This is a genomic window from Gilliamella sp. B14448G11, assembly GCF_016101765.1.
Lineage (GTDB): Bacteria > Pseudomonadota > Gammaproteobacteria > Enterobacterales > Orbaceae > Gilliamella > Gilliamella apicola_N.
The window spans coordinates 88,009-102,948 of record NZ_JACFPX010000003.1; the positions used below are offsets into that span (position 1 = coordinate 88,009).

12 protein-coding genes are annotated in these 14,940 nt (G+C 35.8%); 4 read left to right on the forward strand and 8 right to left on the reverse strand.

The genetic code is table 11. The features are described 5' to 3' along the window. Window positions 1–81: 81 nt before the first annotated feature. Entirely contained in the window at window positions 82–1,419 is a 1,338-nt protein-coding gene (glmM, locus tag H3S88_RS02975) for a phosphoglucosamine mutase (RefSeq protein ID WP_198227630.1), read from the reverse strand. Window positions 1,420–1,559: 140 nt separating this feature from the next. Further along, window positions 1,560–2,681, reverse strand: coding sequence for a bifunctional chorismate mutase/prephenate dehydrogenase (gene tyrA, locus H3S88_RS02980; protein WP_086325970.1), 1,122 nt, complete (start codon window positions 2,679–2,681; stop codon window positions 1,560–1,562). A 116-nt stretch (window positions 2,682–2,797) separates the two neighbouring features. Between tyrA and xthA the strand changes: the two genes are divergently transcribed. The 3 genes from xthA (at window position 2,798) to H3S88_RS02995 (ending at window position 6,877) form a co-directional block, all read left to right on the forward strand. Then, window positions 2,798–3,604 (forward strand): exodeoxyribonuclease III, encoded by an 807-nt coding sequence (gene xthA / locus H3S88_RS02985; protein WP_198227628.1) that lies wholly within the window; start codon window positions 2,798–2,800, stop codon window positions 3,602–3,604. Between the two features lie 31 nt (window positions 3,605–3,635). Beyond that, window positions 3,636–4,985, forward strand: coding sequence for an exodeoxyribonuclease VII large subunit (gene xseA, locus H3S88_RS02990; RefSeq protein WP_198227626.1), 1,350 nt, complete (start codon window positions 3,636–3,638; stop codon window positions 4,983–4,985). Window positions 4,986–5,206: 221 nt separating this feature from the next. After that, the gene (locus tag H3S88_RS02995; RefSeq protein ID WP_086325967.1) at window positions 5,207–6,877 is read left to right on the forward strand and encodes a molecular chaperone HscC; all 1,671 of its coding nucleotides are present in this window, start codon (window positions 5,207–5,209) and stop codon (window positions 6,875–6,877) included. 70 nt (window positions 6,878–6,947) lie between these two features. Here H3S88_RS02995 and H3S88_RS03000 read toward each other — a convergent pair whose 3' ends face one another. Together H3S88_RS03000 and H3S88_RS03005 are read right to left on the reverse strand one after the other, a co-directional pair. Further along, the gene (locus H3S88_RS03000; protein ID WP_144092106.1) at window positions 6,948–9,626 is read right to left on the reverse strand and encodes a hypothetical protein; all 2,679 of its coding nucleotides are present in this window, start codon (window positions 9,624–9,626) and stop codon (window positions 6,948–6,950) included. Further along, window positions 9,623–10,321 carry a DUF1266 domain-containing protein gene (locus H3S88_RS03005; RefSeq protein ID WP_086325965.1) on the reverse strand — a complete coding sequence of 233 codons (699 nt, stop codon included), beginning with the start codon at window positions 10,319–10,321 and terminating at the stop codon, window positions 9,623–9,625. The genes H3S88_RS03000 and H3S88_RS03005 overlap by 4 nt, the downstream gene beginning before the upstream one ends. 238 nt (window positions 10,322–10,559) lie before the next feature. On the opposite strand from H3S88_RS03005, the gene dolP reads away from it, so the two are divergent. Further along, the gene (gene dolP, locus H3S88_RS03010) at window positions 10,560–11,141 is read left to right on the forward strand and encodes a division/outer membrane stress-associated lipid-binding lipoprotein (RefSeq protein WP_065738229.1); all 582 of its coding nucleotides are present in this window, start codon (window positions 10,560–10,562) and stop codon (window positions 11,139–11,141) included. 63 nt (window positions 11,142–11,204) lie between these two features. Here the strand turns inward: dolP and csdE are convergent, their stop codons facing one another. From csdE to H3S88_RS03030, 4 genes are all read right to left on the reverse strand, one after another. Beyond that, the gene (gene csdE, locus H3S88_RS03015; RefSeq protein ID WP_144092110.1) at window positions 11,205–11,600 is read right to left on the reverse strand and encodes a cysteine desulfurase sulfur acceptor subunit CsdE; all 396 of its coding nucleotides are present in this window, start codon (window positions 11,598–11,600) and stop codon (window positions 11,205–11,207) included. A 69-nt stretch (window positions 11,601–11,669) separates the two neighbouring features. Then, window positions 11,670–12,881, reverse strand: a complete 1,212-nt coding sequence (gene csdA, locus H3S88_RS03020) for a cysteine desulfurase CsdA (RefSeq protein WP_198227624.1) — start codon at window positions 12,879–12,881, stop codon at window positions 11,670–11,672. Beyond that, window positions 12,850–13,728, reverse strand: a complete 879-nt coding sequence (locus H3S88_RS03025; RefSeq protein ID WP_086325962.1) for a U32 family peptidase — start codon at window positions 13,726–13,728, stop codon at window positions 12,850–12,852. The genes csdA and H3S88_RS03025 overlap by 32 nt, the downstream gene beginning before the upstream one ends. Before the next feature lie 154 nt (window positions 13,729–13,882). Further along, window positions 13,883–14,878: a peptidase U32 family protein gene (locus tag H3S88_RS03030; protein WP_065603214.1), complete on the reverse strand. Its 996-nt coding sequence runs from the start codon at window positions 14,876–14,878 to the stop codon at window positions 13,883–13,885. Window positions 14,879–14,940: the final 62 nt, after the last annotated feature.

A 14,940-nucleotide genomic window follows, 5' to 3' on the forward strand; every position in this document is an offset into this window, starting at 1 on the left:
TGTAAAGAATAGCAACTTTATAATGTCACTTTAGTAGAAATAATCCCCTATTAATCGCCAAATTAATAGGGATAAAATAAGCTAATTTGATGCTTTAACTGCTTCAGCGATTTGTTCTGCCAGTTTTTGTACTTCAGCAGCATCAATACCTTCAACCATGACGCGAATAAGTGGTTCTGTTCCTGATTTACGAATCAAAACACGTCCATGAATACCAAGTTGTTTTTCGGCTTGTTCAATGGCTAATTTGACATCGGGGTTTGTTAATGGATCGTGTTTTTCAGCAAATCGAACATTGATTAATACTTGTGGCATCATGGTCATACCACTACATAAATCAGCTAATGACATGTTATTGCGTACCATTGCGGCTAATACTTGTAAACCCGCAATAATACCATCGCCAGTGGTGGTTTTATCTAATAATAAAACGTGACCAGAGTTTTCAGCGCCTAAGCGCCAATTTTTTTCAAGCATTTTTTCAAGTACATAACGATCACCAACTTTAGCGCGTACAAATTGAATACTCAAATTTTTAAGTGCGATTTCAAGTCCCATATTACTCATTAATGTGCCAACAACGCCACCTTTTAATTGACCTTGTCTTAATGCTTCACGAGCAATAATATAAATAATTAAATCACCATCAATTTTACGCCCTTTATGATCAACCATGATAATGCGATCACCATCGCCATCTAAGGCAAATCCTAAATCGGCTTTTTCATCAATAACGCATTTGGCCAATGCTCTAATATCTGTTGCACCACAATTATCATTGATGTTAACGCCATCGGGGTCACAGCCTATCTTTATCACATCTGCACCAAGTTCACGTAAAACTTTAGGAGCGATGTGATAAGTGGCGCCGTTAGCACAATCGACGACTATTTTTAAACTGGCTAAACTCAAATCATGATCAAAGGTGCTTTTACAGAATTCAATGTAACGACCTGCCGCATCGGTAATTCGGCTTGCACGTCCGAGTTGTATGGATTCAACGCAGTCGATCTCTTTTTCAAGCTGAGCTTCAATTTCTAATTCGATTGCATCATCGAGTTTCTTGCCTTCGGTCGAAAAAAATTTAATACCATTATCATAAAATGGATTATGTGATGCTGAAATAACAACGCCGGCATCAGCTCTAAATGTTCGTGTTAAATACGCAATAGCTGGCGTTGGCATGGGACCAGTAAATGCAGTAGCAACACCCGCCGAAGCAAATCCGGCTTCAAGTGCTGATTCAAGCATATAACCAGAAATACGGGTATCTTTACCAATTAATACTTTTTTTACCCCATCTTTAGCAAGTATACGACCTGCTGCCCACCCTAGCTTAAGCGCAAAATCTGGTGTGATAGGGTACTCTCCAACTTTGCCTCGAATCCCATCAGTGCCAAAATATTTCCGATTAGACATTTTATTCCCTCACACTAAATTTTATTGTGGTCTACTTCTTAAGTATAAAATCGTAATTTAAAAATTATTTTAACTAGACGTATTGTTTATAAGCTTTTTTGTAAAAAAGTTTGAGGTTAACTATACGTTTGAGTATAAAATCATTCCCGATTATCATTAGCAAATTTTAGTAAAACCTGACTTTCTTTAATAAAGCGCTGAGCATAATTACCAAACCACTCGGTGACATTATTAAAATTCTCAATAAATTTTACTTTGTCGCGTTGCTCAATTAATTTCACCATTTCTCCGAAGCATTGATAATAACGTTTGATTAGTTCAATGTTATCATCAGATGCCATAATAATATCGGCATAAAGTACCGGATCTTGTGCAAACAATCGACCTACCATCATTAATTCTAATCGATAAATAGGGGAGGATAACGCAATCAGTTGTTCTAAATCGGCTTGTTCTCGCTGTAAATTTACGCCATATGAAAAAGAGGTAAAATGGCGTAAAGCTTGAATAAATGACATGCATTTATCATGCTCTTTGGCATCAATTGCACATAAATTGGCTCCCCAAATGCGCATTTGTTCAATTAACCATTGATATTTATCTGGCTCACGCCCTTCACAATAGACAATAATCTGTTTTGCTAAATTTGGTACATCAGGACCAAACATTGGGTGCAATCCAACGACAGGGCCAGGATGCTTTTTGAGCATAGCTTCAAGAGGTTTGACTTTTATTGAGGTAAAATCGGTTAAGATACAATCCTTAGGCAATGGCGGTAATTGATCGATGATTTCGCAAGTTTTGTTAATTGGTACTGTCACAATCACGGCCGCTGCATCAGCAACTATTTCGGCTGCTTGATGCATAGTTTTAGAACCTAAAGTTTTAACATGGTAACCAGATAGGGTGAACAGACGAGCAAACAATTTACCCATTTGTCCATTACCTCCAACGATAACGATAGAGCCTGAACCGGTATAGACCTTTTTAAAACCTTTGTCATTTTCACTTATGTATGATTCACGCATTAAACGGCGTAATATATCTTCAATTAAAGCAGATGATACACCAATATTTTCAGCCTCTTTTCGTCTTTGGGCTAACATTTCTGCTTCACGCTTAGGATCGTAAATAGGAATACCGTGTTTGCTTTTTACATCGCCAACTTCGGCGACTAAAGCTAATCGTTTATTAATTAAAGATAAAATTGATTTATCGACTTCATCAATTTTATCGCGCAAGGCAAGTAATTCCGTAGACATATTCGGTTATTCCTTTTCTCACAAATGATAACTGTTTCTGTAATAGCTTAACAGTATAACGTATTTTTGGTAGGATGGGACTATTGCAACCTTAATTCCAATACAATAAATTCATCATGAAAGTTATTTCTTTTAATATTAATAGTCTTCGGGCTCGAATCCATCAATTAGCCGCCATTATCGATAAGCACCAACCAGATGTGATAGGTCTGCAAGAAACCAAAGTTCATAATGATCAGTTTCCAGTCGAGGAGCTTGAGCAGTTTGGTTATTACTTAAATTATCATGGGCAAAAAGGGCATTATGGTGTGGCTCTGTTAACTAAGCAAAAGCCACTTTCAGTACAATGTGGTTTTCCAACTGATAGCGATGATGCCCAATGCCGATTAATTATCGCTCAGTTGCCAACCAAGCAAGGTGAGTTAACCATAATTAATGGTTATTTTCCGCAGGGTGAAAGTTTGCATCATGAAATCAAATACCCTGCAAAACGTAAATTTTATCAAGATTTGATTGATTATTTAAAGCAACAACAATTAAGTGATCAGCTTTGCTTGATTATGGGCGATATGAATATTAGTCCAACCGATTTAGATATCGGCATTTCGGACGACAGCCGTAAACGTTGGTTGCGTACTGGTAAATGTTCATTTTTACCTGAAGAGCGAGAGTGGATGAACAATTTAATGTCACTTGGGTTTGTTGATACTTATCGTAATGAGCATCCAACAAAACAGGAATATTCCTGGTTTGATTATCGTTCTAAAGGCTTTGATACCCATACTGGATTAAGAATTGATTTGATTTTAGCAAGTGAAAAGTTGATGGCGCATTGCCAACAAACTGGCATTGATTATGATATCCGCGCTATGGAAAAACCGTCTGATCATGCGCCAATTTGGGCTCAATTTGATTTAGCTTAAATAGGTAACAGTATAATAATAGAGGAATAGTATGCAGCACAATAGTTCGATTCTATCGGTTAAAGATCTTAACCAAATGGTGAAAGATATTCTTGCTGATGCTATTGGTCAAATTTGGCTGATGGGCGAAATTTCTAATTTTTCTCGCCCCGCTTCTGGGCATTGGTATTTCACCTTAAAAGATGATACCGCTCAAGTTCGTTGTGCCATGTTTCGCAATAGTAATTTTCGCGCTGGTTTTACACCACAAAATGGCCAGCAAGTATTGGTTAGAGCAACGGTTACGCTTTATGAAGCACGGGGTGAATATCAACTTGTTATTGATAAAATCCAACCTGCTGGTGCAGGATTGTTGCAACAAAAGTTTGAACAATTAAAGCAAAAATTATTTGAAGAGGGATTATTTGAATCTACTTATAAACAATCATTGCCTGAAAATATTCGTACTGTTGGCATTATTACTTCTTCAACTGGGGCGGCATTACATGATATTTGTCAGATCTTAAAACGTCGTGATCCAAGTTTGCATTTAATTATCTATCCAACGCAAGTACAAGGCACAGAAGCTGCTGCACAAATCGCTAAAATGATTCAAATAGCTAATACTCGTCAAGAATGTGATGTGTTAATTGTTGGTCGAGGAGGTGGTTCACTCGAAGATTTATGGTCATTTAATGAAGAAGTAGTCGCAAGAGCGATTTTTGCTAGCCAATTGCCAATTGTCAGTGCAGTGGGGCATGAAATTGATTTTACCATAGCCGATTTTGTCGCTGATGTCAGAGCAGCTACTCCATCCGCGGCTGCGGAATTAGTTAGTCGCGATTGCTTAGATCAGATTAGACGGATTCAAGTTCAAGAACAGCATTTATCTATGGCAATGGATTATTATTTGACTCGACGTCGTGAAATGCTCAATAAGTGGCGTCACCAATTGCAAACCCAACATCCACAAGCCAAACTAGCAAAAAACTTAAATCGATTACTATCTTACCAGCATGCTTTATATGAAAATATGCAGCAATATTTACTCAAACAGTCAAATCGCCATAACTTTTTAGATAAACAACTGTTACGGCTATCTCCACAAAATAATATTACCTACTTAAGTCAGATGATTCGCCAGAAACGTCAGCAACTTATTAATTTAATTCAGCAAAAAATAACTCAGTCACGACATCAATTTGTTTTACAAACCTCGCAACTTAATAGTGTTAGTCCACTTGCGACATTAGAAAGAGGATATTCTGTAACGACCAATCAACAAAATACGGTAGTGCGTCGTGTTGAACAAGTAAACGTAGGTGAGTTTATCACAACCAGATTAGCTAACGGTCAGTTAACTAGTCAAATTATTGATATACAAAATAAAGATAATTATTAGTGTCAATTTTTAAATGACGATTGATTTAATGGTTATTTATTGAGAATAATCGATACAGATAGTAATTATAATTTTTGGCGGTCTAATTTTTAGACATATATAAAATAATGAGTTAAGGTAAATTGAATATTTTAGTGTTTGATAAAATTGTACCTTGAGCAGTATTAACTATATAATATTGTTGATATTAACTTTAATAATAAGAAGAGAACAAACCAATTATGCATCACCCCATAGGAATTGATTTAGGTACTACTAATAGTTTAATTTGTGTTTGGCAAGATGGTAAGCCAATACTTATCCCCAACTCAATCGGCGAAGTTGTCACTCCATCAGTAGTAAGTGTTGATGATGATGATTCTATTTTAGTTGGGCGTGCTGCATTGTCTCGCTTAACAACGCATCCAAGTCGAAGTGCAGCTGCATTCAAACGCTTTCTTGGCTCTAATAAAGTATTTGAATTAGGTGACAAGAAATTTACGCCAACCGAACTTTCTGCCATGGTGTTAAAATCTCTTAAGGCCGATGCCGAAGCGTTTTTAAAACAAGAAATACACGATGTAGTGATTTCTGTTCCTGCTTATTTTAATGATGAACAACGCAAACAGACACGTTTTGCTGCGGAATTAGCTGGTTTAAATGCTGTACGTTTAATTAATGAACCAACTGCAGCCGCTATGGCATATGGATTACATGAAGAGCAATCAGGTAATACTTTAGTTTTTGACTTAGGTGGCGGTACCTTTGATGTGACTGTACTGGAATATGCTTTGCCAATTATTGAAGTACATGCATCTGCCGGAGATAACTATTTAGGTGGTGAAGATTTTACCGATGAACTGGTTAAAGCCTGCTTAAGTGATTGGAATCTTAAACAACAGGATATACCCGTTGACGACTATGCACGTTTATTAGATTTAGCGGAGCAATTAAAGTGTAAGTTAAGCGGTGATGAATTACACAAATTAACTTGGTTTTGGCAAGATAAGCAGTGGGAGTTTTCCTTAAATGAAAATCGAGCCAAAACGCTATGGTTACCACTTCTTAATCGTTTACGTTCGCCTATTGAACAAGCCTTAAATGATGCGCGCTTAAAGCCTAACCAGCTTGAACATATTGTGTTAGTCGGTGGCTCATCACAACTCGGTGTGGTGCGTGAGCTGGTAACGAAATTATTTGGCAAATTGCCTTATCGTCATATTAATCCTACCACGATTGTGGCACAAGGCGCTGCTGTTCAAGCTGCTTGTCGGTTACGTAATGCTGATATAGAAGAGGTTATTTTAACTGATGTATGTCCTTATACGTTAGGTATTGAAAGTAGTTCAGGTAATGTCGGTGGATTATTTGCACCGATTATTGAGCGAAATACCATTGTGCCGACCTCGAAAGTAAAAACTTTTTATACGGTGCATCCGCAACAGAAGATTATTGGCATTTCGGTTTATCAAGGCGAAAGTCCACGCGTAGAAAATAATGTGCTGATAGATCAGTTTGAAGTGCCTGTAACTCCGATGGAGAAAACACAAGGTATTGATGTTCGTTTTAGTTATGATTTGAATGGTTTGTTAGAAGTTGATGTAGTTGTTCTTGAAACCGGTATTAAACATGGAAAAGTCATTGATCATAGTCCAATAGGTTTAACTGATAAACAAAAACAAGAGAGCCATGAACGATTAAAATCACTCAAAGTTCATCCTCGTGATGAGATGCCAAATCGGACTTTATTAGCGAGATTAGAGCGAGCATGGGCACAATCATTAGGTGATGAAAGAGCATTAATTGGGTCGTACATTGAAGCTTTTATTGAGGTATTAGATCAGCAAAATTCAGAAGAAATTGATGAAATGCGCTGTGAAATTGAAGCAAATCTACAAGAACTCAATCGTTAACCATTATAGATTTTTATTCGATCACATTTCCCCCTTTTTATACGAATCAAAAGGGGGATTTTTGTGTAGTTTACTTTTCCTTAGTCTTTTTTTCTATTGGTGGTCCATAGCGATTGATTTTTTTTAATTCTGGAAGCCAACATGGTGATAACAATAGTGGTAGCAAAAATATTGTTGCAATAAAATATAAAGGTTGTCCTTTATCTGTGTCGTTGATACGTCGTTTGATAGCAAAAAGAGTATTAATTGCTACTAATGTCAAAATGACATAATTTGTTATATTATCAAAATTATTTTTATCTAAAAACATAAGCATCGTAATTGATAAAATTAACTGTACTATAAAGCCCTGTATATTGGTACGTCCATTCCAACGCCAAAATTGCCACCATTTATTTTGAGGTAGAGATTGTGACTCAAGCCATTTTTGATTTTCAGTATTTTTTGCCAAAAGTAATGCTGCACAGAGTCGTAATACTAAATCGTTATCGCTATCATTTTTAAATTTATCTAACATTTTTAGTTCATCATCATCGCATACGCTGTATTGATTAGATAAGCGTTCAGCAAGTGAGGTGATTTCGTCTACCTGTTTGGTATAGTGGTATCTATTTTTGTTAACCGATAAAGGAAAACTCCAATTATCTTTTAAACTATTTGCTATTTTTTTCAGATCTTTATTATCACCAACCAGTTTTTGTAACGTTTGATCTAATTTGGCTTTTTGTTCGGGTTTGTTTAATACAATCAGGTATAGCAATATCACATAAACTGGATTTTTTTTAGCTAATTTTGGTGCCCATAATTGTTCTATTTTTTGTTCGAAATTATTAAAATCGATGTAGTCAGGATCATCAATAAACCATTCCATGGAATCTGGATAATTGTTTAAAATACAATTAATGAGCTTGCTGTCATTATCAATTAGGTTGTAAAGTTCAGTTTCATTTTGCCAATTGCCATGTTTAAATATTTCTATTAATGGTTTAAGTTTGTCATCATCCTTAATAGTAAAATTATTATTTTCTTGCTGTAGATATATAGCGACATTAATCGGTTGGTTAACGGTAGCTAAAACTAATAAACAATGATGAAACCATTGCCAATACGCATTTTTATTATTCATTTTTGTTGATGCATTTGGTGGTTCGGGTAACAAGTAATATTTCATGAATTGTAAATACATAGCCCAATCAAACATTTCCATATTTGAATAATGAAAACTATGATATAAATGTAATTTAGCAACCTCAGGGAGCTCTTGAAATCTATCTAACCATAAACGACCATATAAAACCAGCTCACCCTCTTCATCTGGATCGAATTTTTTTGGTAACAGGGCATTTTTATCATCATCAAATAGCCAGGCTTTAAACTCTTGTATTGGTGAGAGTTGTTTAAGCCATGTAAGATGTTGTCGTGCTTGGCGTTTTAAATGATGCAAAATAAATTGTTCAAATGGATCATTACTTTGCTCATCTAAAATTTCTTGTAACAGAATTTCGTTACCATGGCGCAACATCACAGCATGCCGATATAATCGATATAATCGATGTGAACCGTCATCGCGTAATAATATCGATAGAACTTGTCGGTAACTCCAATTTACGCTTAGAGCCCAATTGACAAAATCAACAATTTCTTTTGGATAGCTTTCGATATCATCTATTCCTGCTAATCGTGCTGTTGTGGTTGTGGTTAATTGCGGAATAGTGTGCAGATAAATTTCTGTTTTATCGGTGTCAATACAGTGGCTGTTATTTAACGCCATAATTAATAAAGGGAAGTAATCTTTTTCAAAATAGACGCACCAACCTGCTATCCAACTTTCTGCTTTTTCTTGATAATGCCCAGAATAATATAGATCTAACCAAAATTGTAATGCATTATGTTTGTCTTCAAGCAAGGTATATTGAATGGCGGCAATATATTTCCAATCGATAATAGTTTGTTCATCTTGATCATTTTCAGCAATGCATTTTAAAGCATAATCCAAGATAAATTGATTTTTCATATTTGCTTCACTATGCCAAAAAGCAAATTCAAGCATAAGTTTTTTATCATCAGGAAGATAAAAGACAGTATCTTGTGATAGGAATATATAAACATCGTCAGGTCTACGTTCCCAATATACCCATTTAATAGAATAAATATAATCAATGGTAGCATTTTGTAATGCTTTGTTGGTTGTAGGCAAACACGTGTAATCAAATAAATCACCATGATCGATGTGATTTAAATAACTATCATATATTTGAAAGTCATCGGTGAACTGTGTCATTAATTGCTGACGCCAACGTAAATTATCAGCTAGAATTTTGACACATGATTCTGAGATATTTGTTGTTTCATAGCTTAAAGTTAGTAATCGCCACTTGACTGAATCAATAACCGACATTGGGTAATCATAAAATGAACCAATAAATTTCTGCCATTCATCTACTTTATAACAGCGTTGGGGATCTTCTAATAGAGCTTGGTAAGCGTTGTAAATTTCATTTGCTTGAATTTGTTCTTCTGTTAGTTGTGATACTGATTCTTTTTCCGATTGTTGAGTTGTTGTATCAACAGCTGTTTCAGGCGACTTTGCATAACTTATTGCTGATTCGTAAGCTTCGCGCAATGCTTTAAACCCATCAGGATCCGTTTCTGGATGATATGAGGGTAGTTTTTCACGATATGCTTGGCGAATAAGCGCGGTATCTGTAGTTTGTTCAATGCCTAATAATTCCCAAAAATTTGTACTCATGACCAATCATACTCCCTTAATGATTCAGGTTTTTCGAGTTCTTCAATATCAATGTACCAAGGTAGGCGATTGCAAGGTGAATCTTCGTCATTAATTAATATTTTCATGGTGCGCGTTTGCGATGCCCTAGTTAATTCACAACGTAAAGCTTCAAGATCTTCCTTATTGTTAATTGATTCCCAAAATTGAAATCCAACTGACCAAGCAGCAAAGTAGTTATGCCAAGATTTATAAAAATATTGAGAACGTGAAGCAATTCTTGTAAAAATCCATAGTGCTTCCTCTTCGGTAATAAATTTGTTGGTTGTGCCATTTCGTAGTATATATCCCATCCGTGCATAATCCCAACTACGAATGCCACCAATACCGCATACACAAAAAGTTTGTTCAACAAATTTCATTAGGACTTTTTGATAATCGTTTTGATCTTGGCAGTAATTACGCCAATCAGCTTCGGAAGATCGACAGTATCTTGAATAATAGCGAGATAATAATGTTGCATGTCCATCATCAACCATATCAAAGACACAATTAAGTAGAGTTTCGCGAGAATTAATCCCCCAACTTTCGTTCAAATCGACAAAATCCCGTTCGGGAATAAAGTATGCTGAAGTATAACTTGCACCATTATCTTTGTTTAAAGCAACCATTGGCGCGGACAATCCATATAGCCAATCAATACTATCTTGATTCATATTTTAATTCCGATAATTCCATATATTCCACCATATTGATGAATTAGATTGTATCAAAAAAAGTAACCGTTATTAGTGATAAAATAACACAATTTTTAAATAATTTATGTTCGATTATTGTTATTGGTTTTTATCATCGTGTAAAACACAAAATTGTTTTGCAAATCATTATCAAAAAGGCATAATAACAGCGATTTTTAGTATTTGATTACAATGTTATAAATTGTAAGGAGTAATAATGAAGAGAGCTGCCTTAATAGCTATGTTAATAACAGGCGCATTAATGTTACAAGGCTGTATTACTGCCGCAGTAATTGGCGCAGGTGCTACAGCTACTGCAAAAGTTGCTACCGACCCTCGTACTGCGGGCACACAAGTTGACGATACTACCTTAAATTCACGTATGGGGATGAAAATTAAAAATAATGGTCCTCAATTTATTGGAGCACGTATCGTTTCCAGTACGTATAGCGGTGATATTATCTTAACGGGTCAAGCCAGTCGTGAGCAAATTGAAAAGGCCGAAAGCCTAGCTTATGAAGTTGAAGGTGTAAAAAAAGTCTACAATCAAATTCGAGTTGGTCAACCCGTTAGTGCAGGCACAATCACCAATGATACATGGATCACAACGAAAGTTAAATCTCAGCTAATATTGAATGCGAAAACCAAAGCACGCAACATTAAAGTCGTAACTGAAAATAGGGAAGTATTTTTGATTGGTATTGTGACACCAGAAGATGGTAAAGCTGCTGCACAGCTTGCTAGTAAAGTCGATGGCGTTAAAAAAGTGATCACACTTTTTACCTATATTGAAAATTAATCAACAACGTTATCAGTTAGCAACAATCTTAGTAAAATAGGGGGAAGATAACCCCCTCTTTTTTTATACAACGGATTGAATACGCTCAATTAGTTTAGTCAAGCCTTGTAAACGCGATTGACTTAGCTCATCCGTAATTTTTAACTGGTTTAATAAAGATTGAAAATCGATAGCGGCAATTTCTTTTGCTGTTTTGTGGTTAGCAATAATAATTAAAATTGCCAGTAAGCCTTTAACGATGCGTCCTTCACTGTCACCTTGAAATATAAAGGTATTATCGTTTTGCTTTTGATAAGTTAGCCAAACGCGATTTTCACAACCATTGACTTGGTTTTCATCCGTTTTTAAATCTTCAGGCATTGGTGGCAATTGTTTTGCTAATACAATTAACTGTCGATAGCGATCTTGCCAATTATGTTGCTGTAAAAATAATTTGGTTAAGTCTTGCTGTGATAGCATAATATTGACCTATAAATAATTAACTATTTGTAAAAAAGTTTCAGGTTAACTATACGTTTCAGTATAAAATTAGGCTAAAATTTCAATTGCATTTTGTAATGCCAAAATAAAAGCATTTACATCTTGCTCATTATTATATGGCATTAATGATAGACGAATAACCCCATGACAACCCAATTTATTCATTAAAGGTTGAGCACACAGCTCGCCAGTACGAATCGCAATATTTTGCTCGCTAAGTAAAATCGCTACATCATTATGATGAATATCATTAATATTAAATGTGATAATTGGGCTGTTTTCAACACTGTAGAATTGTAGATTAGCCAGTTTGCTTAGCTGTGATTTAGTATAATGGGCCAATTGTTCAGTGTAATTTTCTGCTTTCTTAAGATCCCAATTGTTTAACCAATCAAGTGTTGCATTAAAGCCAACAATGCCAGCTATATTGGGTGTGCCTGCTTCAAATTTATAAGGTGTATCTTCTTGAATAAAATCATCAAATGAGGTGCTTTTTAGCATTTTTCCACCGCCATGCCAAACTGACATTTGCTCAAGTAATGTTTGTTTACCATATAAAACACCCAGTCCCGTAGGACCATACAATTTATGAGCTGAAAAAACATAAAAGTCGATATCAAGCGTTGTCACATCAATATCATGATGGACAATTCCTTGGGCACCATCTACTACTAAAATAGCATTATATTGATGAACTATGTGGCTAATTGTAGCTAAATTTGGGCAAAATCCAGTGACATTTGACATATGGGTTATTGCTACGATTTTAGTTCTTGATGATATTAGCGATGATAACTCATCTATATTGGCAGACCATTTAATGACTTTTGCCCCAGTTTGTTTAGCCACAATTAACCAAGGTATTAAATTACTGTGATGCTCTAATTCGCTGACAATAATCTCATCATTAGGTTGTAATATACCGCGAGCATAACTTTGAGCAATTAAATTAATTGATTCGGTAGCACCACGTGTCCAGATAATTTCAGTGTTATTGCTTGCATGAAGCAAATTAGCAACATGTTGTCGTGCTTTATCGATAGCCACTGTTACTTGCAACGCACCATGGTGCAAACTGCGTTTGGCGGTCGCGGTGTTGTGTGCATAATAGGCCACTGTGGCATCCACCATTACCTGAGGTTTAAGAGCAGTTGCCGCGGAATCAAGATATACACTATTACTGTTTAGTGCTGGAAAATCAGCCCTAAACTGCTTTGGTGTAAAATCTTTATTGGCTAAGTTCGAGTCCAGCAATACCATTCCAGTAACCATTACAGTCGCGTTTATGTTCAATATGCAGTGGATTAGAGCCATCTTCATTGGCTTTAAATTGTTTTACAATATCGAGTGTTTCGAGTCCTAACGGCGATATTCGTACAATATCAACTAATCCTTTCATCTCTTTTAAATTATTACCTAAATTATAACAATAGCCGCTTTGTGTTTGGATACCGTTTAGTACAAAAACTTTTTGCTGTTCTTGAGAAAATACTTCACGGCCAACAGGATATTTGATGCAGCAAGTTTCACATTTATCTTTTGGTCTATCTTCTGAACGAGCGGTAAAACAACGTGCGGAATAAGCTAAAGGTAAATAACCATAACTAAAGACTTCCACTTCAAAGTTTTTTTCAATATTTAAACTCTCAAATTGTTTAAGAACATTATTTAGCCAATCACGTGAAAGTTCAACCGGCATACACCAACGTACCATACCTTGCTTTTGTAATAATTTTAAAGTCAAGGCGTTATAGCAGTTAATAGCAGGACCAGCAACGAATGGTAATTTATTTTCTTGAGCAATATTGATGGCCGCTAAATCATTGGCTTCCACCAAAAAGTCACCATTATTGACTAGTTGTCGTAAATCGTTTAATTCTGACGGAGCTTCAAGCAAAGCCAATGTTGAAAGCACCACTTGTTTGCCAGATTTAGCGATTTCCTTAGCTAATTCTAGCCAATTGGGAACTTTCATTTCTCGGCGTTTGGTACAAACCGTTTCACCCATATAAATAATGTCAGCTTCACTCTCTTTTGCTGCGTGATAAAAGGCTTCGGTTTCAGTTTTAGGCCAATAATAAAGCACTGGTCCTAATGAATATTTCATAGTTTTGCTCACTATAATTTATTTATCTTAAATTTGATTTCATTTAATAAAAATGGCATAACCTAAGTTGTACAGTACATACAAAATCAAGATGTGATATCTTTTATAATCAATATTTCTTGATAATTAATATAACAGTAGACTTAGTATTATGTTATTGCCATTTGCGGTGGTAAGCACCTAACGTGGTTTGTGTTCCTTCTGAAACAGAACCCAGCGTATCCATCCAGCTTTTTTCCGCCTGGAATGATTGTGGATTTGCTTTATAGCGATCGATTGCTTGACGCCATACTTTAGTTACTTGTTCAACATAGGCAGGGCTACGCTGACGGCCTTCAATTTTGACTGATGCAATATTGGCTGCAAACAGTTCAGGCAGTAGTTCAATTGTGTTTAAACTGGTTGGTTCTTCAATAGGGTGATAAAGCTCATCGCCTACATAATAACGACCTTTACACAAGGTTGGATAACCAGCATTTTCACCTTTTTTATGGCAATCAATTAACACGTTATTTAAGCGAGACTCAAGACCTTTTTCAGTTTCTTCCCAGCGAACAAATTTTGCTGGTGAACAAGCACCAACGGTATTAGGAGATTCGCCGGTAAGATAGGAAGATAAATAACAACGTCCTTCCGCCATGATACATAAACTACCAAAAGCAAATACTTCAAGTGGAACTGGTGAAACTTGCGAAAGTTGCTTTACTTGATGCATAGAGAGTACACGTGGTAACACGATACGATGTACATGAAAATTGTTATAGTAGAACTTAATTGATTCTTCATTGGTTGATGATGCTTGCACTGAGACATGACGCTCTAGGTTTGGATATTTTTCAGCAGCATAATCTAGCATTGCTAAGTCCGCAATAATAAGTGCATCAGCACCAATATTGGCGGCTGTATCAACTGCATATTGCCAACGCTGGAAGTTTTCAGGATGCGCAAAAGTATTAATTGCAATATGTAGTTTTTTACCGCGTTTATGCACATAGTCAGATGCTTCAATTAAGCGCTTCTCGTTAAAATTCAAACCAGCAAAATGACGGGCATTAGTATCATCTTTCAAACCAATATAAACAGCATCAGCGCCATTATCGATGGCTACTTTAAGTGATGGTAAAGATCCGGCTGGACAAAGAAGTTCCATAATTATTCCTAACTTAAGTTCGCTATTTTATACGCTAGGTATTATGCAATAATTCTTAATTT

Excerpts from the sequence above, each read along its gene's own strand:
- glmM (WP_198227630.1), bottom strand. The coding sequence starts at position 1,419 with ATGTCTAATCGGAAATATTTTGGCACTGATGGGATTCGAGGCAAAGTT.
- tyrA (WP_086325970.1), bottom strand. The coding sequence starts at position 2,681 with ATGTCTACGGAATTACTTGCCTTGCGCGATAAAATTGATGAAGTCGAT.
- xthA (WP_198227628.1), top strand. The coding sequence starts at position 2,798 with ATGAAAGTTATTTCTTTTAATATTAATAGTCTTCGGGCTCGAATCCAT.
- xseA (WP_198227626.1), top strand. The coding sequence starts at position 3,636 with ATGCAGCACAATAGTTCGATTCTATCGGTTAAAGATCTTAACCAAATG.
- H3S88_RS02995 (WP_086325967.1), top strand. The coding sequence starts at position 5,207 with ATGCATCACCCCATAGGAATTGATTTAGGTACTACTAATAGTTTAATT.
- H3S88_RS03000 (WP_144092106.1), bottom strand. The coding sequence starts at position 9,626 with ATGAGTACAAATTTTTGGGAATTATTAGGCATTGAACAAACTACAGAT.
- H3S88_RS03005 (WP_086325965.1), bottom strand. The coding sequence starts at position 10,321 with ATGAATCAAGATAGTATTGATTGGCTATATGGATTGTCCGCGCCAATG.
- dolP (WP_065738229.1), top strand. The coding sequence starts at position 10,560 with ATGAAGAGAGCTGCCTTAATAGCTATGTTAATAACAGGCGCATTAATG.
- csdE (WP_144092110.1), bottom strand. The coding sequence starts at position 11,600 with ATGCTATCACAGCAAGACTTAACCAAATTATTTTTACAGCAACATAAT.
- csdA (WP_198227624.1), bottom strand. The coding sequence starts at position 12,881 with ATGGTATTGCTGGACTCGAACTTAGCCAATAAAGATTTTACACCAAAG.
- H3S88_RS03025 (WP_086325962.1), bottom strand. The coding sequence starts at position 13,728 with ATGAAATATTCATTAGGACCAGTGCTTTATTATTGGCCTAAAACTGAA.
- H3S88_RS03030 (WP_065603214.1), bottom strand. The coding sequence starts at position 14,878 with ATGGAACTTCTTTGTCCAGCCGGATCTTTACCATCACTTAAAGTAGCC.